This window comes from Enterovibrio calviensis DSM 14347, from assembly GCF_000621165.1.
Taxonomy (GTDB): domain Bacteria; phylum Pseudomonadota; class Gammaproteobacteria; order Enterobacterales; family Vibrionaceae; genus Enterovibrio; species Enterovibrio calviensis.
Genome location: NZ_KK211217.1, coordinates 127,930 through 146,962 on the forward strand (window position 1 = coordinate 127,930; position 19,033 = coordinate 146,962).

21 protein-coding genes are annotated in these 19,033 nt (G+C 49.0%); 19 read left to right on the top strand and 2 right to left on the bottom strand.

The features are described 5' to 3' along the window. The first annotated feature begins 57 nt into the window (after positions 1–57). The 17 genes from fliO (at position 58) to Q365_RS0118855 (ending at position 16,421) form a co-directional block, all read left to right on the top strand. Entirely contained in the window at positions 58–447 is a 390-nt protein-coding gene (fliO, locus tag Q365_RS0118775) for a flagellar biosynthetic protein FliO (RefSeq protein WP_028024784.1), read from the top strand. Further along, entirely contained in the window at positions 437–1,273 is an 837-nt protein-coding gene (gene fliP, locus Q365_RS0118780) for a flagellar type III secretion system pore protein FliP (RefSeq protein WP_028024785.1), read from the top strand. Before fliO ends, fliP begins: the two co-directional genes overlap by 11 nt. Before the next feature lie 9 nt (positions 1,274–1,282). Next, a complete protein-coding gene (fliQ, locus tag Q365_RS0118785) occupies positions 1,283–1,552 on the top strand; it encodes a flagellar biosynthesis protein FliQ (RefSeq protein WP_028024786.1) in 270 nt (89 codons plus the stop codon). Positions 1,553–1,565: 13 nt separating this feature from the next. After that, positions 1,566–2,363 carry a flagellar biosynthetic protein FliR gene (gene fliR, locus Q365_RS0118790; RefSeq protein WP_028024787.1) on the top strand — a complete coding sequence of 266 codons (798 nt, stop codon included), beginning with the start codon at positions 1,566–1,568 and terminating at the stop codon, positions 2,361–2,363. Beyond that, positions 2,363–3,496, top strand: a complete 1,134-nt coding sequence (gene flhB / locus Q365_RS0118795; RefSeq protein ID WP_028024788.1) for a flagellar biosynthesis protein FlhB — start codon at positions 2,363–2,365, stop codon at positions 3,494–3,496. Before fliR ends, flhB begins: the two co-directional genes overlap by 1 nt. A 113-nt stretch (positions 3,497–3,609) precedes the next feature. Further along, positions 3,610–5,712, top strand: coding sequence for a flagellar biosynthesis protein FlhA (gene flhA / locus Q365_RS0118800; protein ID WP_028024789.1), 2,103 nt, complete (start codon positions 3,610–3,612; stop codon positions 5,710–5,712). A 31-nt stretch (positions 5,713–5,743) separates the two neighbouring features. After that, complete coding sequence (gene flhF, locus Q365_RS0118805) at positions 5,744–7,399, top strand: flagellar biosynthesis protein FlhF (protein WP_028024790.1); 1,656 nt, start codon at positions 5,744–5,746, stop codon at positions 7,397–7,399. Continuing rightward, positions 7,392–8,279: a MinD/ParA family protein gene (locus Q365_RS0118810; RefSeq protein ID WP_028024791.1), complete on the top strand. Its 888-nt coding sequence runs from the start codon at positions 7,392–7,394 to the stop codon at positions 8,277–8,279. The genes flhF and Q365_RS0118810 overlap by 8 nt, the downstream gene beginning before the upstream one ends. Beyond that, entirely contained in the window at positions 8,272–8,994 is a 723-nt protein-coding gene (locus tag Q365_RS0118815; RefSeq protein WP_028024792.1) for an RNA polymerase sigma factor FliA, read from the top strand. Before Q365_RS0118810 ends, Q365_RS0118815 begins: the two co-directional genes overlap by 8 nt. A 49-nt stretch (positions 8,995–9,043) precedes the next feature. Further along, positions 9,044–9,412: a chemotaxis response regulator CheY gene (gene cheY, locus Q365_RS0118820; protein WP_035025371.1), complete on the top strand. Its 369-nt coding sequence runs from the start codon at positions 9,044–9,046 to the stop codon at positions 9,410–9,412. 35 nt (positions 9,413–9,447) lie between these two features. Beyond that, the gene (locus Q365_RS0118825) at positions 9,448–10,179 is read left to right on the top strand and encodes a protein phosphatase CheZ (protein ID WP_028024794.1); all 732 of its coding nucleotides are present in this window, start codon (positions 9,448–9,450) and stop codon (positions 10,177–10,179) included. Between the two features lie 9 nt (positions 10,180–10,188). Further along, positions 10,189–12,384: a chemotaxis protein CheA gene (locus Q365_RS0118830; protein ID WP_028024795.1), complete on the top strand. Its 2,196-nt coding sequence runs from the start codon at positions 10,189–10,191 to the stop codon at positions 12,382–12,384. A 17-nt stretch (positions 12,385–12,401) separates the two neighbouring features. After that, entirely contained in the window at positions 12,402–13,553 is a 1,152-nt protein-coding gene (locus tag Q365_RS0118835; protein ID WP_028024796.1) for a protein-glutamate methylesterase/protein-glutamine glutaminase, read from the top strand. A 9-nt stretch (positions 13,554–13,562) separates the two neighbouring features. After that, positions 13,563–14,342, top strand: coding sequence for a ParA family protein (locus Q365_RS0118840; protein WP_028024797.1), 780 nt, complete (start codon positions 13,563–13,565; stop codon positions 14,340–14,342). Further along, on the top strand, positions 14,332–15,474 hold the full coding sequence (locus Q365_RS0118845) for a chemotaxis protein CheW (protein WP_028024798.1): 1,143 nt from the start codon (positions 14,332–14,334) through the stop codon (positions 15,472–15,474). The genes Q365_RS0118840 and Q365_RS0118845 overlap by 11 nt, the downstream gene beginning before the upstream one ends. Before the next feature lie 33 nt (positions 15,475–15,507). Further along, complete coding sequence (locus Q365_RS0118850) at positions 15,508–15,996, top strand: chemotaxis protein CheW (protein ID WP_028024799.1); 489 nt, start codon at positions 15,508–15,510, stop codon at positions 15,994–15,996. Beyond that, positions 15,996–16,421 carry a DUF2802 domain-containing protein gene (locus Q365_RS0118855; RefSeq protein ID WP_028024800.1) on the top strand — a complete coding sequence of 142 codons (426 nt, stop codon included), beginning with the start codon at positions 15,996–15,998 and terminating at the stop codon, positions 16,419–16,421. The genes Q365_RS0118850 and Q365_RS0118855 overlap by 1 nt, the downstream gene beginning before the upstream one ends. A 118-nt stretch (positions 16,422–16,539) precedes the next feature. Here the strand turns inward: Q365_RS0118855 and Q365_RS0118860 are convergent, their stop codons facing one another. Together Q365_RS0118860 and Q365_RS0118865 are read right to left on the bottom strand one after the other, a co-directional pair. Next, positions 16,540–16,833, bottom strand: coding sequence for an EscU/YscU/HrcU family type III secretion system export apparatus switch protein (locus tag Q365_RS0118860; protein WP_028024801.1), 294 nt, complete (start codon positions 16,831–16,833; stop codon positions 16,540–16,542). After that, positions 16,830–17,621: a flagellar hook-length control protein FliK gene (locus Q365_RS0118865; RefSeq protein WP_028024802.1), complete on the bottom strand. Its 792-nt coding sequence runs from the start codon at positions 17,619–17,621 to the stop codon at positions 16,830–16,832. Before Q365_RS0118865 ends, Q365_RS0118860 begins: the two co-directional genes overlap by 4 nt. 121 nt (positions 17,622–17,742) lie before the next feature. Between Q365_RS0118865 and ccmA the strand changes: the two genes are divergently transcribed. Both ccmA and ccmB read left to right on the top strand, forming a co-directional pair. Then, complete coding sequence (gene ccmA, locus Q365_RS0118870; protein WP_028024803.1) at positions 17,743–18,357, top strand: cytochrome c biogenesis heme-transporting ATPase CcmA; 615 nt, start codon at positions 17,743–17,745, stop codon at positions 18,355–18,357. Further along, positions 18,357–19,025 (top strand): heme exporter protein CcmB, encoded by a 669-nt coding sequence (ccmB, locus tag Q365_RS0118875; protein ID WP_028024804.1) that lies wholly within the window; start codon positions 18,357–18,359, stop codon positions 19,023–19,025. Before ccmA ends, ccmB begins: the two co-directional genes overlap by 1 nt. The last annotated feature ends 8 nt before the right edge of the window (positions 19,026–19,033 follow it).

The following is a 19,033-nucleotide window of genomic DNA, read 5'->3' on the forward strand; positions in this document are numbered from 1 at the left end:
CCTGAATTTTGCTTAACCCAGTAAATAGCTCAACACTTATCGGGATTAACAGAGAAAATGGCACGCCTGCAACTGACGACAATCGGACTCGTGTTTGCGCCTAGCGCATATTCAGCAACGTCTACTGGCGAGAACCTCGCAACGACCTTCGCGGCACTGTTAGCCGTGATCGGTGTGATCTTTGCGTTGGCGTGGATGTTAAAGCGTATGCAGGTTCCTTCTCTGATGGGCGCGAAAGCAGGGCTCAAAGTCGTTAGCCAGCTCCCACTTGGGCAAAAAGAGCGAGTGGTGGTACTGGAAGTGAACGGTGAGCAAGTGCTTGTCGGTGTGACATCTCAGCAAATCACGCTACTCAAAACGTTGGATACGCCGATGGCTGAACCAGAGCAGAGCCCGTCCTTTTCCTCTCAACTTAATAACATTCTGAAGAAAAATGATGCGTCTTAAATCTGTCGGCGCCATATTTTTGGCGCTTTGTTGTTTTCTTGTCACGCCGTTTGCACTGGCGGAAGCAGAGCCTGCACCAGCAGCGGAAACCGTGACCGAGACTTTAATCGATAGCGCTGGCGAAGCATCAATGATGCAAGCCACGAATGGTGGCGGTGGTATTCCTGCGCTGACCATGACGGTGAACCCTGATGGGGGCGAGGATTACTCAGTAACATTGCAAATTCTGGCGCTGATGACGGCACTGGGATTTTTGCCCGCCATTGTGATTCTTATGACGTCGTTCACCCGTATCGTGGTGGTGATGTCGATATTGCGTCAGGCCATGGGCTTGCAACAAACCCCGTCAAACCAGGTCATCATTGGCATCGCCATGTTCCTCACCTTATTCGTGATGTCACCGGTTATTGACCGAATGAACGTGTCTGCGGTTCAACCGTATTTGAATGAAGAAATCAGCTCTCGTGAAGCCTTTGACCGTGTGCAGGTGCCTTTGCGTGAATTTATGCTTAAGCAGACCCGCGTAAAAGACTTAGAAACCTTCGTGAACATGTCAGGTTCAGACGCGACAGAGCCAGAACTGGTGCCAATGACGGTGTTGATCCCAGCGTTCATTACGTCTGAGCTAAAAACCGCATTCCAAATCGGTTTCATGCTGTTCCTGCCTTTTTTGATTATCGACTTAGTGGTGGCATCGGTATTAATGGCAATGGGTATGATGATGTTGTCACCCATGATCGTGTCCTTGCCGTTTAAGCTCATGCTATTTGTATTGGTAGACGGGTGGAACCTCATCTTGTCGACTCTCGCTGGCAGTTTTGGGTAGGAGTGGGTTATGGGACCTGAAGCGTTCGTTGAACTGTTCCAAGATGCGTTGTACCTCATCCTTGTTATGGTCTGCGCCATTATTATTCCCGGTCTTATTGTGGGTTTGATTGTTGCGGTGTTCCAAGCGGCAACCTCTATCAATGAACAAACACTCAGTTTCTTGCCGCGTCTTATCGCCACGCTGGTTGCGTTGATGTTCTTTGGGCATTCAATGACGAGAATGCTCATGGAGTATTTCATCCGTCTGGTGGAAGAAATTCCAACGCTGCTTTATTGACTGAGCAAGACGCATGGAATATCCCGCACACATCATTCTCGAGTGGATGGCCCAGTTCTTTTGGCCATTGACGCGCATCTCCGCCATGATGATGACCATGACATTCTTTGGCGCGCGTTTTGTGCCCGTGCGTGTGCGTTTGTACCTGTCTCTGGCCATCACGTTCGCTGTAATGCCCTCTATCCCCAGCGTGCCAAGCTCGATTGAGTTGGTGTCCTTTGGTGGTTTTGTGGTGCTCGCTCAGCAACTGTTGATTGGGGTCGCCATGGGGACGATCACCCAGTTTGTCATGCAAACCTTTGTATTGTTAGGTCAAATCATTGGTATGCAATCGAGCCTGGGTTTCGCCTCCATGGTTGACCCCGCGAACGGACAGAATACGCCCCTGCTTGGTCAGTTTTATCTGTTTGTCGCGACCATGTTGTTCTTGTCGACCGACGGACATTTACAAATGCTGAACCTAGTCGTGCTGAGTTTTAAGAGCTTACCGATTGGTGAAATGCTCCAATCGGCAGACTATCGTGCGCTTGCAAATTGGTTTGGCATCATGTTCAGCGTCGCATTGGGCATGGCATTGGCAGGTATTATTGCCTTGCTGACCGTAAACCTCTCGTTTGGTGTGATGACCCGTGCAGCGCCACAGTTGAACATTTTCTCTTTGGGTTTTTCGTTTGCCTTGCTCGTTGGCTTAATGATTTGTATGTACTTGCTCAATGGGATCTTGCCGCATTACTTGAACCACTGGGACACAGGTGTGAATGCCATCTGTGATTTGATTCGCCTCGACTGTAATGTGAGCGGAGGTGCCTAGTGGCAGAGAATGACGGCCAAGAACGCACAGAAGACGCCACACCCCGAAGGCGACAGCAGGCGCGGGAAAAAGGTCAAGTACCGCGCTCAAGAGAACTGGCATCCGTTGCGGTATTGGTCATTGGCGCTATCGCATTAATGTGGTTCGGCGGCAGTGTGGGTGAAGCGCTGATGGAAATTATGCGGAAATTCTTCTCCCTCACACGAGAAGAGATTTTCGATGTTACTACGTTAGGCTTGATTGCCTACGGCGCTATGTTTCACATCGCGTGGCCACTCGCCACGGTGTTATTGATGCTGTTTGTGGCGGGCTTGCTCGGCGCTTCTGCGCTGGGGGGCGTCTCGTTTTCATGGGAAGCCGCGCGCCCCAAACTGTCTAAAATGAGCCCGCTCCAAGGTATCAAAAGAATGTTTGGCATGCAGAGCATGGTCGAACTGATCAAGTCGATTTTAAAAGTCGCGTTGGTCGCTGGTGTTGCGTTCTATTTGATGTTGGTGAGTATTGATGACTTCTATCAGCTGAATATCGAAACCTTCCCGACCAATCTGTATCACGCGCTTGATATCTTGATGAACTTTGTCTTGTTGATCTGTTGCTCTTTATTGGTGGTGGTCGCGATCGATGTGCCATTCCAAATATGGCAACACAATGATCAGCTCAAGATGACCAAACAAGAAATAAAAGACGAATACAAAGACACAGAAGGTAAACCGGAAGTAAAAGGCCGTATCCGGATGTTGCAGCGTGAAATGGCGCAGCGCCGAATGATGGCTGAAGTCCCAACCGCTGACGTGGTCATCACCAACCCCGAGCACTACTCGGTGGCTCTGCGTTACGACAGCAAAATTGACCGAGCTCCTGTGGTGGTGGCAAAAGGTTCGGACTTTATGGCGCTGAAAATTCGAGAGATTGCGGCTCAACATGACATCAGCATAGTGCCTGCGCCACCACTAGCGCGTGCGGTCTACTATAGCACTGAGCTAGAGCAGCAAATTCCTGACGGTTTGTTTGCGGCAGTGGCACAATTGCTCGCTTATGTCTTCCAACTTAAGCAGTACCAAAAAGGGCGCGGACGTAAACCGACCTCCTTGGCGGAACAGCAGCTTCCGATACCGACAGAATTACGTCGCTAATCGATTGAAATACGCGCAGCTAGCGCCATTTATCTGAAATAAAAGCCAAAAAAACATGGTTCGTTTTTTGCTAGATACAAAAAGTGATTTAGCCCAGAGACGACAGACGACCCATGAAGCTTTCTTTGCCGTTCTACGACAAGGTACAACAAAAACTCCCCGCCAAATTAGGCGTGATGCCTGCTGTTGGCGCACCTATATTGGTGTTGTCGGCGTTGGCCATGGTGATTTTGCCTGTCCCCGCCTTCTTGCTCGACATGTTTTTCTCGTTCAATATCGCCTTGTCGCTCGTTGTTCTCTTGGTCACCATTTACACCCGTAGACCCCTCGATTTTGCAGCATTTCCTACCGTTCTTCTGATCGCGACCTTGCTTCGTCTTGCATTGAACGTGGCATCGACACGTGTGGTTTTGCTCCATGGTCATGAAGGGCCGGGCGCTGCGGGTCAGGTTATTGACGCTTTTGGTTCGGTCGTTATTGGCGGTAACTATGCCGTTGGTCTCGTGGTCTTCCTGATTTTGATGATCATTAACTTTATGGTTGTCACCAAAGGTGCGGGCCGTATTTCTGAGGTGAGCGCTCGATTTACCTTGGACGCTTTGCCAGGTAAACAAATGGCGATTGATGCGGATTTGAATGCTGGATTGATTGACCAAGACCAAGCACGGACACGTCGTTCGGAAGTGACGAAAGAAGCTGACTTTTACGGTTCAATGGACGGTGCGTCTAAATTCGTAAAAGGCGATGCCATCGCGGGTATCTTGATTCTGGCAATCAACATCATTGGCGGCTTGTCCATTGGTATGGTTCAGCACAATGTGAGCTTCTCTGACGCCATCGAAATTTATACCTTGCTGACCATCGGTGATGGTCTTGTTGCTCAAATTCCATCGCTTTTGTTATCGATTGGCGCAGCCATCATGGTGACTCGTCAAAATACAGACGAAGACATGGGGCAGCAGCTTGTCTTTCAGCTGGTGGATAACCCTAAAGCGCTGATCATTGCCACCGGTATTTTAACGGTGATGGGTATTGTTCCTGGTATGCCTCACGTTCCGTTTCTTACGTTGGCCTTAGTGTGTGGCGGTTTTGCATACTGGAAAACCAAGCAACAAGATAATGCGAGAAAAGCTGCGGAAGAAAAGCCAAAACAAGAGCTTATCAAACCCAAACCGAAAGATTTGTCATGGGATGACGTACAGCCTGTGGACGTCATTGGTTTGGAAGTGGGTTATCGTCTAATACCAATGGTTGACCGAGACCAAGGTGGCGAGTTGCTGGATCGCGTTAAAGGCGTGCGTAAGAAGCTGTCGCAGGACTTCGGTTTCCTTATTCCACCTGTTCACATTCGCGATAACCTCGAGCTGCCACCGAACAGCTATCGCATTACCTTAATGGGTGTCGCGGTCGGCGAAGCGGATATTCGTTCAGACAAAGAATTGGCGATTAACCCCGGCCAAGTGTTTGGCCCGATTGACGGCGAACCAACGGTTGATCCCGCGTTCAATCTAGAGGCCGTGTGGATTGAAAAATCTCAGCGTGAACATGCCCAAGCGTTGGGTTACACCGTGGTGGATTCCGCCACCGTGCTCGCCACGCACCTCAGCCAAATGTTGACCAACAACGCTGAGCGCTTGCTCGGTCATGAAGAAGCACAGAACCTTATCGACATGCTTGCCAAGCAAGCGCCACGACTTGTTGAAGGGCTTATCCCTGATCTTGTCTCGTTGGGGGCGGTGGTGAAAGTGATGCAGAATCTGCTTAACGAAGCCATCCCAATCCGCGATGTCCGCACCATTATTCAGACGCTTTCAGAGTATGCGCCGAAGAGTCAAGATCCTGACATTTTGACTGCCGCTGTACGGATTTCTCTCAAGCGACTAATCGTACAAGAAATCAATGGTATAGAACCCGAACTTCCTGTGATTACCTTGGTTCCTGAGTTGGAACAGATATTGCATAAAACTATGCAGGCATCAGGTGGTGAGTCCACAGGAATTGAACCTGGATTGGCAGAGCGTTTACAGCAAAGTCTTTCCGAAGCAACACAGCAGCAGGAACTTCAGGGTGAACCCGCTGTATTGCTAACTTCCGGCGTTCTTCGTTCTACCTTGGCCAAGTTTGTTAAGAACACGATTCCGTCTTTGCGCGTACTTTCTTATCAAGAAGTACCGGACGAAAAACAAATAAGAATTGTAAGAGCGGTTGGTAACTGATGTCGTGCATCAGTAAATCAGGACAACGATTTTGAAAATTAAACGATTTTTTGCCAAAGACATGCGAACTGCATTGGCCGAAGTGAAAGAAGCACTCGGCGCCGATGCGGTTATCATGTCCAACAAAAAAGTGACCGGCGGTGTCGAAATCGTGGCGGCAGTTGATACTGAAACGCCAACCCGTGATGTGCGCAAAGAAGCGGCCAAGACGCAAATGGCGCAAAGCATGGATCGCGCACAGCCACAGCGTCGAATTGCCGAAGACAAAGTGCACTTGCGTCGCGACATCAATAAAGAAGCGGCAAGAAAACCGCTGGGTGGCGCGCTGGGTAGCAAGTTTTCAAGTTTGCTTGATCGCTATCAGTCACAGTTGCCGGATAACGAGCGCGAGGAAGAGCCTGAAGTCGATTCGCTTAGCGCTCTGCTTGCTCGTCAAAATGATGTTCGCCGTCGTGAAACTGAAGCGGCATATGGTGGACAGCAGCAATCGCTTCGACCTGCGACAAATGGTCAGCAAAGCACGCATTCAGCTCGCACCGGCGCTAACAATGCCGCGGGTGGAGTAGCGCAAGGGTATGGATCAGCATCCTCGCGCAGTAGCCAACAAGCGAAAGGTCAGGAACTCGACCGTCTCTACCGTCAAAAACGTGACGAGTTAGAGCGCCGTGACCCTCGTAGTGCCGCGCGTCAGGAAAATCGTCTTGATGCTACGCGTAAAGAAACACGTAAATCTGCGCCTCGTCAGCCTGATGAAATGGAAGCGATGCGCAAAGAAATGGCAACGATTCGTAGCCTGCTAGAGCACCAGCTTTCAGGCTTGATGTGGCAAGAAGTGGAGCGTAAAGAACCGCTTCGCGCCATGTTGATTAAACGACTAGAAAAAATGGGAATATCTCCCGTGCTAGCAGACCAGTTAGCCGGTTATATTCCAGAAGATACTCCTCCGAACGAAGCCTGGTCTGAACTGCTAGAACTTGTGGCAGATCAGGTGATTACATCGAGTGAGAATCTGTTAGAAACGGGTGGCGTTATTGCCCTTTTAGGGCCAACAGGCGTAGGGAAAACCACCACGATCGCGAAACTTGCGGCACGGGCAGCAATGGACTTCGGCCCAGAAGAAATAGCACTGGTGACTACAGATACATTTCGTATCGGTGCGCATGAGCAATTGGCAACGTACGGCAGAATTTTAGGTTGTCCGGTAAAAGTTGCTAAAGATGCAGACACACTGGCCGATATTCTGTATCAGTTACGTCATCGTCGATTGATTCTGTTAGATACCGCAGGCATGGGCCAGCGTGATCTTAGGTTATCAGAACAACTTGATACTCTGATCCAAAGCAGTGGTTCACATATCCGAAGCTTACTTGTTTTACCCGCCACCTCACAGCGTCGCGTGTTACAAGAGACCATTGACCATTTTCGTCGCATTCCCCTGTCAGGGTGTGTGTTAACGAAACTGGATGAATCTCTCAGCTTAGGTGAACTACTGAGTGTGACAATTGAAAACGCGCTTCCAGTCACCTATCTCGCTGATGGGCAACGAGTGCCGGAAGACATTCGTCATGCCAGCGGAAGATATCTGGTCAACAGAGCGAGTGAACTGATGGATCAAGATTCAGAGCAGCAAAACCATTTCTGGAGTCATGATGTACCAGAGTCGAATGCGGCGGACTTTTATGATTGAGACAACCATGCATGATCAAGCAAGCGGCCTCCGCCGCCTGACAAACCCGACTCGCACCAAAGTAATCACCGTAACCGGTGGTAAAGGTGGCGTAGGTAAAACCAACATTACCTTGGGCATGGGCATGTCTATGGCCAAGCAAGGCAAAAAGGTCATGGTGTTGGATGCCGACTTAGGTTTGGCGAACATTGATGTGCTGTTGGGATTACGTGTCGGCAAAAACCTAAGTCACGTAATGCAAGGTGTTTGCGACCTTAAAGACATTATTGTCGAAGGGCCGCATGGCTTAAAGATTATCCCTGCCTCATCAGGCATGCGCGGTATGACTGAATTGTCGACTGCGCAGCACGCCGGTTTGATCAGAGCGTTTGGCACATTGGACGAAGAAGTGGATGTGTTGCTCGTTGACACCGCTGCGGGTATTTCAGACATGGTGTTAAGCTTTTCTCGTGCAGCACAAGACGTCGTGATTGTGGTGTGTGATGAGCCGACATCCATCACGGATGCATACGCTTTGATTAAGCTTTTAAGCCGTGAACATGGCGTCACTCGCTTTAAAGTTGTCGCCAATATGGTGCGCAGTTATCGCGAAGGTAGAGATTTATTTACAAAATTAACGCGTGTAACAGAAAGATTTTTAAATGCTAATCTAGAATTAGTAGCATGTGTTCCATTAGATGAACGTGTGCGTCAGTCTGTTAAAAAGCAAAAAGTGGTTGTTGATGCATTCCCTCAATCACCGGCAGCCTTGGCGTTGAACGCGCTGGCGAACAAAGCGTTGACTTGGCCAGTACCTCGTAACCCAGGTGGACATTTAGAGTTTTTTGTAGAGCGGCTGCTCGTTCGAGATGAAGCAGCAGGGGACTATCTCGGTGAATAGAGCGCTCACCTACAGCAGAACAGGCGCATCAACGGAAACGGTATTTGAGCAATATTCGACGCTGGTTAAGCGCATTGCTCATCATCTGGTTTCACGTTTGCCCCCCAACGTGCAGGTCGACGATTTAATTCAGGCCGGCATGATTGGTTTGCTGGAAGCGCAACAAAACTATGATGCTTCAAAAGGCGCGAGTTTTGAAACCTATGCCGGAATACGCATTCGTGGTGCCATGCTAGATGACATCCGCAAAGGCGATTGGGTTCCACGCTCTGTACACAGAAATAACCGCCAAATTAGCGATGTAATTGCAAAGCTTGAAGGCGAGTTAGGGCGAGACCCTAGCGACAAAGAAATTGCGAAACGCCTGGGGATGAGCCTTGACCAGTATTATCAGATACAAAACGATATCAATGCTGGACGTTTAATTGGTATCGAAGATCTGGGCGTTTCAGAAGATGCTTTCGTCACTGAAAGTCATCGAGAAGAAAACCTTCCCTTTGAGGAAGTCGCGGAAGATAGTTTTAAGGCGCACCTAGCCCAAGCTATTAAAGGACTCCCTGAAAGAGAGGCTTTGGTACTCTCTCTCTATTACGACGAGGAACTTAACCTCAAGGAGATTGGTGCCATTATCGGGGTCAGCGAATCCCGAGTTTGCCAGATTCAAAATCAGGCAATGCAGCGGTTACGGACCAAGCTTACTGCTTGGTCAAAGTAAGTTTTTATAATTATAAGGGACCTCACCGGAGGCAACTTTGAACACAAACATGAAAATCCTCGTTGTTGATGACTTCTCAACAATGCGACGTATCGTTAAGAACCTCCTTCGTGATCTGGGTTTCAACAACACTGTTGAAGCAGATGACGGCCTAACAGCGCTGCCAATTCTCAAGAAAGGCGGTATTGATTTCGTCGTTACTGACTGGAACATGCCAGGTATGCAGGGTATTGACCTGTTGAAGAACATTCGCTCTGACGCGGATCTTAAGCATCTTCCTGTGCTGATGATCACTGCAGAAGCGAAGCGTGAGCAAATCGTTGAAGCAGCTCAAGCTGGTGTGAATGGTTACATTGTTAAACCATTCACTGCGGCAACCTTGAAAGAGAAGCTGGACAAGATTTTCGAACGCATGTGATTTGTTTCTTCGCGCAGTGAAGGATTAATAAAACAATGATAACACTCGACCAAGCTAAAGAATTGGTCAGTTTGCTTGAAGAAGGGAATCAGGAAAGCGCGAATGAGTTGCTGGCCAAATTGGCAAGTGACACGCGTAATCCGCTCTTCAATGAGGTTGGGAAACTGACCCGGCAACTGCACGATTCGCTGTCTAATTTCCGATTGGATCCGCGTGTCAGTGATCTTGCTAATAGCGAGATCCCTGATGCTAAAGACCGCCTTAACTTTGTTATGGAAAAAACGGAAATTGCTGCAAACCGAACCATGGATGCAGTGGAAGCGACGTTACCTATCGCCGATAACCTACAAGATTGTCTTGCTCAGGTTAGACCTCAGTGGAACAACCTGATGGGGGGGCGGATTGACATTGCAAGTTTCAAATTGCTTTGTCATCAGCTAGATGGTTTGTTGACGCAAGTCGAAGGGGATACCACCAAGTTGCACGGTCAGTTGACCGAAATTTTGATGGCTCAAGACTTCCAAGATTTGACGGGTCAGGTCATTAGACGCGTTATTGAATTGGTTCAAGAAGTCGAAAGCCAGCTGGTGGAAATCCTAACGGCATTTGGTTTAGATGACGAACCAAAAGACACAGAATTAGAAACAGAACAACAATCTGGCATCGAGGCTGAAGGGCCTGTCGTGACTGAAGAGCAGCGTCAAGAGAAACAAGTGATGCAAAGCCAGGACGACGTGGACGATTTACTTTCAAGCCTTGGCTTTTAGGGGTGCGTTATGAGCTTTGAAATGGATGAAGAAATCCTGCAGGACTTTTTGATCGAAGCAGGGGAAATTCTAGAACTATTGTCAGAACAACTCGTGGATCTGGAAAAAACTCCAGATGACCGCGATTTGCTGAATGCAATTTTCCGAGGGTTTCACACGGTTAAAGGTGGCGCAGGCTTTTTGTCACTCACAGAGCTGGTAGATACTTGCCACGGTGCTGAAAACATTTTTGATAACCTCCGCAACGGTGGCCGCCCTCTCAACGCTGAAGTCATGGATATCATTCTTCAGGCGCTTGATACGGTGAACGAGCAGTTTGCATGCGTGCAACAAAGCGAACCTTCACCCGCGGCAGACCCTGCATTGTTGGAAGCACTGCACAAGTATGCCAAACCTGCCTCAGAAGACGAAGCCGAGCCAGAAGCTGTCGCACCTGAGCCAGAACCGGAACCAGAGCCGGAACCGGAACCTGAAGTTGTGGCTGAAGCCCCTGCTGAGCAAGGCGAGGCCATTGCGGGCGATTCTGTCGACGAAATCACCGACGATGAATTCGACCGTTTGCTTGATCAGCTTCACGGCAAAGGCCAATCACCGACTGCGAATGGCTCACAGCCAAGCGAAGCAGCGTCGTCTGCTCCTGCTGCCGACAGCGGTGATATGACGGACGATGAATTTGACCGTTTGCTAGATGAGCTTCATGGCTCGGGCAAAGGTCCAGCTCTTGATGGCGATGCCGCTCAAGCGACACCACCACCACAGAATTCATCGGTTGAAAGCCCAAGCAGTGATGAAATCACTGATGACGAATTTGAAAAGCTGTTAGATGAGCTGCACGGTAAGGGCAAAAGCCCTATCGAAGCAGAGGCGTCGAACAATGCACCAGCTCCAGCTCCAGCTCCAGCGGCTGCCGCGCCAAAAGCGGAACCAAAGCCTGCTCCGGCGCCAGCACCTGCTCCCAAAGCAGAAGCTCCTGCACCTAAGCCGCCTGCTGCTGTTGCTAAACCACCTGCAAAAGTGGAAGAAAAGAAAACACCGGTTGCACAACCAGAGCAAACTGTTCGTGTGAACACGTCAACACTCGACACCATCATGAATATGGTGGGTGAGCTTGTGTTGGTGCGTAACCGTTTGGTGAGCCTAGGTGCTAACAGTGATGACGAGCACATGGCGAAAGCCGTGACCAACCTCGACGTTGTGACGGCCGATTTGCAAGGCGCTGTTATGCAAACGCGTATGCAGCCGATCAAGAAAGTCTTTGGTCGTTTCCCTCGCGTTGTACGTGACTTAGCACGAACCCTTAAGAAAGATATCGTTCTGGAAATGCGCGGCGAAGAAACCGACCTCGATAAAAACTTGGTCGAAGCACTTGCAGACCCAATGGTCCACTTGGTGCGAAACTCCGTTGACCACGGTATCGAGATGCCGGATGTTCGCGAGCAAAACGGTAAACCTCGTGTAGGTACTGTGACGCTGGCTGCATCACAAGAAGGCGATCACATCCTGCTAACTATCGAAGATGATGGTGGCGGTATGGACGCGGAAAAACTGCGCGGAATCGCTATCGATCGCGGTGTGTTGGATGCAGATGCAGCAGCCCGTTTGACGGATACTGAAGCGTTTAACTTGATTTTTGCGCCAGGCTTTTCAACCAAAGTCGAGATCTCAGATATCTCTGGCCGTGGCGTGGGTATGGACGTAGTGAAAACTGCGATCACCCAGCTAAACGGTACGATTTCTATCGACTCTGTGTTGGGCCGCGGCACCATTATTTCAATCAAAGTGCCGTTGACGTTAGCAATACTCCCAACGTTGATGGTGGGTATTGGTAATAATCCATTTGCGTTCCCATTGTCGAACGTAAATGAAATCATCAGCTTGGATCTGTCTCGTACCAATACCGTTGACGGTCAATTGACCATCATTGTTCGAGACAAGGCCATTCCATTGTTCTATCTCCAAGATTGGCTATGCAAAACGCGTGCGTCAGTCAGAGATAGCGGTCACGTCGTGATTGTTCAAATGGGGCATCAACCAATCGCCTTTGTGGTCGACTCGTTGATTGGTCAAGAAGAAGTGGTGATTAAGCCGCTGGATGAATTGCTGCAAGGTACGCCGGGTATGGCGGGTGCAACGATCACCAGTGATGGCCATATTGCATTGATTTTGGACGTGCCAAATCTGCTTAAGCGTTACGCTGGCCGATAATAATTATAAGGAATGACATGTCAGTGAAAGTTTTGGTGGTGGACGATTCTAGCTTTTTCCGCCGCCGAGTAAGTGAAATTATTAACGGGGATCCGCGTCTTGAAGTTATTGACTGTGCAGTCAATGGTAAAGAGGCGGTTGAGAAAGCGGCAAAGCTAAAACCCGATGTAATCACGATGGACATCGAAATGCCTGTAATGGATGGCATTACGGCGGTGCGCGAGATCATGCGCACCAATCCGACGCCAATTTTGATGTTCTCTTCACTGACACATGACGGTGCAAAAGCGACGTTGGATGCGTTGGATGCGGGTGCCCTCGATTTCTTACCGAAAAAATTCGAAGACATCGCGCGAAACCGTGATGACGCAGTCAGCCTGCTTCAGCAGCGTGTGAGTGAAATTGCGCGAAAACGCTCTTTCATGCGCCGTCCAGCAGTTGCACCAGCACCTGCTATGTCAACGCCTGTCTCTGCGGGTGCGACAGTCACGCGAACCCCTGTTCGCCCAATGGCGGGCAGTGGTTTAGCAACTGGCACCGCAGTGCCAACTCGTCCTGTGTCTTCTATGGGGCGTTTTAAGGCCAGTGGCAAACGCTATCAATTGACTGCGATTGGCACCTCGACCGGTGGCCCTGTTGCACTGCAAAAAGTGCTCAGTGCGTTACCTGCGAACTACCCAATGCCTATTTTGCTGATTCAGCACATGCCTTCTACGTTTACTGCAGCTTTTGCTCAGCGTCTTAACGGCCTTTGCAAAATCTCAGTCAAAGAAGCGCAAGACGGTGAGCCACTTAAGGCAGGAACCGCCTACCTTGCGCCAGGCGGCATGCAGATGATGATCGATGGACGCCCAGGCGCTACCCGTGTCAAAATCATTGATGGCGGCGATCGTATGAATTACAAGCCTTGTGTCGATGTGACTTTTGGCTCAGCTGCAAACGTATATGGCGATAAAGTGTTGTCGATGGTACTCACCGGAATGGGTGCGGACGGTCGAGACGGCGCTAGAATGCTGAAACAACAAGGTTCAACCGTTTGGGCGCAAGACGAAGATAGCTGTGTGGTTTACGGTATGCCGCAAGCGGTGGCGAAAGCAGGGATTTCTACAGAAGACCTGCCTCTCGATCGTATTGCAGAGCGAATTCTCGTCGAGCTCAATCTGGTATAAGGAGCGGCTGTGATAGTCTGGAGCATTGCAAACCAGAAGGGCGGTGTTGGGAAAACAACCTCAACCATTACTCTTGCTGGGCTTCTCAGTGAAAGAAACAAGCGTGTACTGCTGATCGATACCGATCCCCATGCTTCGTTAACCACGTATCTGAATTACGATTCAGAGACGTTGCCACAAACGCTGTTTGATCTTTTTCAACTCCAGACTATAAGCCGAGATACGGTTAAACCGCTCATTCTCAATACCGAATATAAGAACCTCGATCTACTGCCTTCTCATATGTCGCTAGCGACATTGGACAGAGCGATGGGAAATCGAGGGGGCATGGGGCTAATGCTCAAAAAGACATTAGCCTGCCTAGAAGATGAATACGATTATGCGCTCATCGATTGCCCGCCTATTTTGGGGGTCATGATGGTGAATGCGTTAGCAGCAAGTAACCGAATTCTCATTCCTGTTCAGACTGAGTTCTTGGCCATGAAAGGCTTGGAACGCATGATCCGCACTTTGCAGATCATGCAAAAGTCACGCAGTTCCGCATTTAAAGTCTGTATTGTTCCGACCATGTACGACAAGCGCACTCGCGCGTCGCTAGAAACACTGCAGCAGCTGAAAGTGCGTTACCCCGATCAGGTTTGGACATCGGCTGTACCTATTGACACGAAATTCCGTGATGCGAGTTTAAAGCATATGCCTCCGTCGTATTACGCGAAGAATTGTCGCGGCGTTTTTGCTTATAAAACGCTGCTTTCTTATTTGGAGCGACTGGAACAGGATGAAAGATAGCCGTGTGTTATCCAGTGTTCAGGCGCTGGACGATTACTTTGATGCGTTGCTGGAAGATGATGACCAGCAGCGTACCCACACGGATGTGAAATCAGACATCGCAGACGTCGCTGAGTTGACATTACAGCCCGCGAAGGCTGAAGCGATACCGCTATTCTCTGGTGCCACACTCACGAAACAACAGCGCGATTTGTCTTCAGTTGAGAGACTGCTTAGTCAGCTTCAGCTCGAAGAGGGCTTAGAAGTTGAAGTCGAAGAGGTCGTTGACGTTGACCTTGAAACAGAAGTCGACGCTCTCACAGAGGTTGTTACAGAGGCGGAAGTCGAGACCGAGACAGAAACAGAAGCATCTGTTGATGTTGATTTGGATCTCGAAACGCATGTAGATACGGTTTCAGACATCGAAGTACTTGAGCAAACTCAAGTCACTGAAGATGTTGTCGTCGACATGCAAACGTACGCTGAAGCCGCTGCGACAGAAGAAGCGATAGCGGAAGTGACTGATGCTGAACCCCAGGTAGATCTTGCCGTCGATGACTTTGTTATTGAACAGGTAGAAGCCCCAGCGTCAGAAGACTTTTACGTTGAAGACACTGCGTATGTAGAACCAGAGGTCGAGACTGACGTTGAACCTGAGGTGCAAGCAGACGAAGACATCGCACCGCCATGGCAAAACATTGCGTCAGAATATGCGTTTCAAGTGTTGTTCTTCGAGTCATTTGGTGTGACTTATGCAGTGCCACTGGCAGAGCTTGGCGGCATTCATAGACTAGAAGACTGCAATCATTTAATCGGTCGACCAGACTGGTATTTAGGCTTGCAAACCGAGCGAGATCAACAGCTTGACGTTGTCGATACGGCGAAGTGGGTGATGCCAGAAAAAATAACGGATAACAGCCATCGCGAAGGCTATAGTTATATTGTGCTCTTGGGTGACAGTAAATGGGGATTGGCATGCAATTCTCTTTTAGGAACAGAGTCCCTCAAGGGAGAGCAAGTGCGATGGCGTGAACAAGCAGGCAAACGGCCTTGGTTGGCCGGATTAGTAAAAGAAAGAATGTGCGCATTGATTCACGTCAAAGCGCTGATTGCCATGCTAAATCAAGGTATAGATGCCAACGCGTTGGCGTAATTGACGCAGCACAGCACGTAAAGAGGAAAACAAATGTCTCAGGTAGCTGAAGTTCAAAAAGATAACGTGAATGACGAGGTCCTACAGTGGGTGACCTTCCAGCTGGAAGAAGAAACCTATGGCATTAACGTTATGCAGGTTAGAGAAGTATTACGCTATTCCGAAATCGCGCCGGTACCGGGTGCACCAGACTATGTTCTGGGCATTATTAACCTTCGTGGCAACGTGGTTACGGTTATCGATACACGCTCTCGCTTTGGTTTGATGCAAGGCGATGTGAGCGATAACACTCGCGTGATTGTTATCGAGGCCGAATCGCAAGTCATCGGTATTATGGTCGACAGTGTGGCAGAGGTGGTTTACCTCAAGACATCTGAAATCGATACCACACCAAGTGTGGGTACGGATGAAAGTGCCAAGTTCATTCAGGGCGTGAGCAACCGCAATGGCAGTCTGCTTATCCTTGTTGATTTGAACAAACTGCTCTCTGATGACGAGTGGTCAGACATGGCCATGCTCTAATGCTTGAGGCCGTGTTGCACTGGCTACCGCTCGGTGTGTCTATCATCGTGGCGGTGGTTGCGTTCGTGCTAATACGCCGAGAGAAGAAAGCGAGACTGAGCTTGGATGCAAAGTTCCAAGCCATGGAGTTGTTGTTTAAAAACTCTCGCCAGCAGCATGAGAGCTTATCAAAGCAATTCAATGAATTGCGTGCAGGCTCAATCGGTATGAGCCAAAAACTTGCCGAGCTATCCCAACGATTCGATGACTTGGTGTATAAGCAAAACGAGTTGGAAATGCACGACCCAGACGGGCGACTTTATAGTCGCGCAAGTAAGATGGTTGAGCTAGGTGCTGATATTCATGAGCTAATGGAAGAGTGTGATCTTCCTAAAGCAGAAGCAGAACTGTTGTTGAGCATCCGAAAGCAACGAATGGTTAGATAGCTTTAACGCAATAGCCTGACTCAATAGATGCCAAGGCTAACACCGTGATTGACGAAATCTCGGTGTGACAATGTCGGGCTCGATAGCGCTTTTAGGCTTTCTCAAAGCGAACGTGCGCTTAAACCGATTGGTTGACGACAGACCCTTCCCATCCGGGCGGGGTTTTTCCGTCTAAATACCACGCGAAAGCAATTAATTCAGCAATAACCAGATACACTTGCTCCGGGATTTCATCACCCACTTCTAGTGCTGAAAGCCAATTCATTAAGGTTTCATCGCTATGTATTAAGCCTCCATTTTTTTCCATTTCATCAATCAGCTTTTCAGCTAATGCTTCATACCCTTTAGCACTGACTTGTGGTGCATTAACACCATCATATCGAAGTGCGACAGCTGCTTTTGGCTTTTTCATACTTGAATGTTCACTCCACTTTCTAAGGATGCGGGTTCGTGGTTTTCACTGACGTTAATCTCGCACTGAGAGACGCAAATATTGTGTTTACTCAATTGTTGCTCTAGCGCTGGAAGCGACTGTTCGAGTAATTTCTCTAAGCTTGGCGAGTCAGTGGTAAATCGCAGTGCCATAGATTTATCGTTAATATCTGCCGTCGCTGTAAGGTGTCGATTTTTTGACAGTGTCAAATTAACGCTAATGCTCCATTGCGATTTTTTCCGCTTACCCACGGTCTTCTTCTTGGCGGTAACGTGAACTGGGGTAGGGGAAATCTGACTAAGAGGGAAATACCAGTGATACTCATTGGCTTTGTTTCCGTCGAGCACCCTTTGCTCGGTTAATAGCATCAATAGCGCTTTGATTTTCCCACTCGCATCATTGTCAGGCATCAACGTTGTGGTCTGTCGAAGGGCGTCGAGAAGCGCTTTGTCTGATTGTCTCTCCGCAAGCCATTTTGCGGCAAGCTCTGGCGTGTTTGGCATTATGAGTGTTTTCAGCAATATGTTCAGTGCGCTAGGGGTGTTGCTCTCGGGCGTTTTTGTTAATGGAGAAAGTGACGGCGAGTGCATGAGCAATGGAAACAGATTGATAAGTCTTAGCACTTGTGAAAGCTGCGAGGATGCAGGTTGCGGCTGAGAGCCTTGAAGGGTTCTTTCTTGTCCAATATTCAACAGTTTATCTGAAAGATTGTTCTTAACGGACTCAAGCGTTAATAGTTTGATGTTGCTGGTGTTATCTATTTTCATATTTACTCACAATTATTAACGCGTGACGAGCAAGAGCGTTATCGCACCGCTAACGGTCTAAAACCCTCTATGTTATTATCGGGCATAATTTTGAATACTTTACCGGGAACGCTAATTTCTCATGTTGGAAGTGCATCAACTCAGCAGTATTCGTGACGAGCGAGTGCTGTTTGAAGACCTTTGTTTTACCGTATCACCCGGTGAACTTGTGCAAGTTGAAGGCCCCAACGGTGCGGGTAAAACCACTTTGTTGAGAATCATTGCGGGCTTGGGTTTGGCTGAATCTGGTGAAGTGAGCTGGCAAGGACAACCGGTCTCCAAGGCCAGAGAAGAGTTCTACAGCAATTTGCTTTTTCTAGGTCATAGCACGGGTGTGAAGCGAGAGCTTACGGCGTTTGAAAACTTGGCGTTTTACCAACAGATGCATGGTAGTGCTGATGAATCTGTATTGTGGGATGCGCTCGCGCGTGTTGGTTTGGCTGGAAGAGAAGATGTCCCCGCTGCGCAATTGTCAGCAGGGCAAAATCGTCGAGTGGCGTTGGCTCGGCTATGGATTAGCCAGTCAAAACTTTGGATTTTAGATGAGCCACTGACCGCCATTGATAAACAAGGTGTAAAAGTATTGGAGAGCCTCTTTCAGCAACATGTGAATGGGGGCGGTATGGTGTTGTTTACCACGCACCAAGATATGTTTGAAGGAAATGCATTGTTGCGTCGTATTAGGTTGGGCGAATAATGGGCGCTGCCATGTATCACATGATTCGACGAGAACTGATGATCGCGTTTCGTCGTCAGTCAGACATGCTAAACCCATTGTGGTTTTTCATTATCGTGATCATGTTGTTTCCTTTGGGGGTGGGTCCTGGGCCTAACTTATTGGCGGACATTGCCCCTGGTATTATTTGGGTAGCTGCATTGCTCGCGGCCGTGTTGTCGCTAGAGCGTCTGTTTCGTGATGACTTCATTGATGGTTCGCTGGAACAAATGTTACTGATGCCCGAACCGTTATCAGTATTAGCCTTTGCCAAAATAGTGGCGCACTGGTTGCTAACAGGTCTGCCGCTTTTGATCATTAGCCCACTTTTAGCAGTATTACTTTCTTTGGATTGGGCAACTTATCAAGCCGTGGTGTTGACCCTGTTGCTGGGTACTCCCACGCTGAGTTTTTTGGGTGCGATTGGTGTGGCGTTAACGGTGGGTCTTCGTAAAGGTGGCGTGTTGTTGAGCCTGTTAGTATTGCCGCTTTTCATCCCTGTTTTAATTTTTGCAACATCCGCGATTGATATGGCGGCGAATGGTTTCCCTATTAACGGTCAATTGGCGATTTTAGGCGCACTTTTGGTCGGTTCAGCAACGTTGTCACCGTTTGCAGTGTCTGCTGCTTTGCGGGTGAGCGTTCAATAACCCCTATT

Bases quoted from the DNA above. Each gene is read 5' to 3' on its own strand.
- fliO (WP_028024784.1), top strand. From the start codon at position 58: ATGGCACGCCTGCAACTGACGACAATCGGACTCGTGTTTGCGCCTAGC.
- fliP (WP_028024785.1), top strand. From the start codon at position 437: ATGCGTCTTAAATCTGTCGGCGCCATATTTTTGGCGCTTTGTTGTTTT.
- fliQ (WP_028024786.1), top strand. From the start codon at position 1,283: ATGGGACCTGAAGCGTTCGTTGAACTGTTCCAAGATGCGTTGTACCTC.
- fliR (WP_028024787.1), top strand. From the start codon at position 1,566: ATGGAATATCCCGCACACATCATTCTCGAGTGGATGGCCCAGTTCTTT.
- flhA (WP_028024789.1), top strand. From the start codon at position 3,610: ATGAAGCTTTCTTTGCCGTTCTACGACAAGGTACAACAAAAACTCCCC.
- Q365_RS0118810 (WP_028024791.1), top strand. From the start codon at position 7,392: ATGATTGAGACAACCATGCATGATCAAGCAAGCGGCCTCCGCCGCCTG.
- cheY (WP_035025371.1), top strand. From the start codon at position 9,044: ATGAAAATCCTCGTTGTTGATGACTTCTCAACAATGCGACGTATCGTT.
- Q365_RS0118825 (WP_028024794.1), top strand. From the start codon at position 9,448: ATGATAACACTCGACCAAGCTAAAGAATTGGTCAGTTTGCTTGAAGAA.
- Q365_RS0118830 (WP_028024795.1), top strand. From the start codon at position 10,189: ATGAGCTTTGAAATGGATGAAGAAATCCTGCAGGACTTTTTGATCGAA.
- Q365_RS0118835 (WP_028024796.1), top strand. From the start codon at position 12,402: ATGTCAGTGAAAGTTTTGGTGGTGGACGATTCTAGCTTTTTCCGCCGC.
- Q365_RS0118845 (WP_028024798.1), top strand. From the start codon at position 14,332: ATGAAAGATAGCCGTGTGTTATCCAGTGTTCAGGCGCTGGACGATTAC.
- Q365_RS0118850 (WP_028024799.1), top strand. From the start codon at position 15,508: ATGTCTCAGGTAGCTGAAGTTCAAAAAGATAACGTGAATGACGAGGTC.
- Q365_RS0118855 (WP_028024800.1), top strand. From the start codon at position 15,996: ATGCTTGAGGCCGTGTTGCACTGGCTACCGCTCGGTGTGTCTATCATC.
- Q365_RS0118860 (WP_028024801.1), bottom strand. From the start codon at position 16,833: ATGAAAAAGCCAAAAGCAGCTGTCGCACTTCGATATGATGGTGTTAAT.
- Q365_RS0118865 (WP_028024802.1), bottom strand. From the start codon at position 17,621: ATGAAAATAGATAACACCAGCAACATCAAACTATTAACGCTTGAGTCC.
- ccmA (WP_028024803.1), top strand. From the start codon at position 17,743: ATGTTGGAAGTGCATCAACTCAGCAGTATTCGTGACGAGCGAGTGCTG.
- ccmB (WP_028024804.1), top strand. From the start codon at position 18,357: ATGGGCGCTGCCATGTATCACATGATTCGACGAGAACTGATGATCGCG.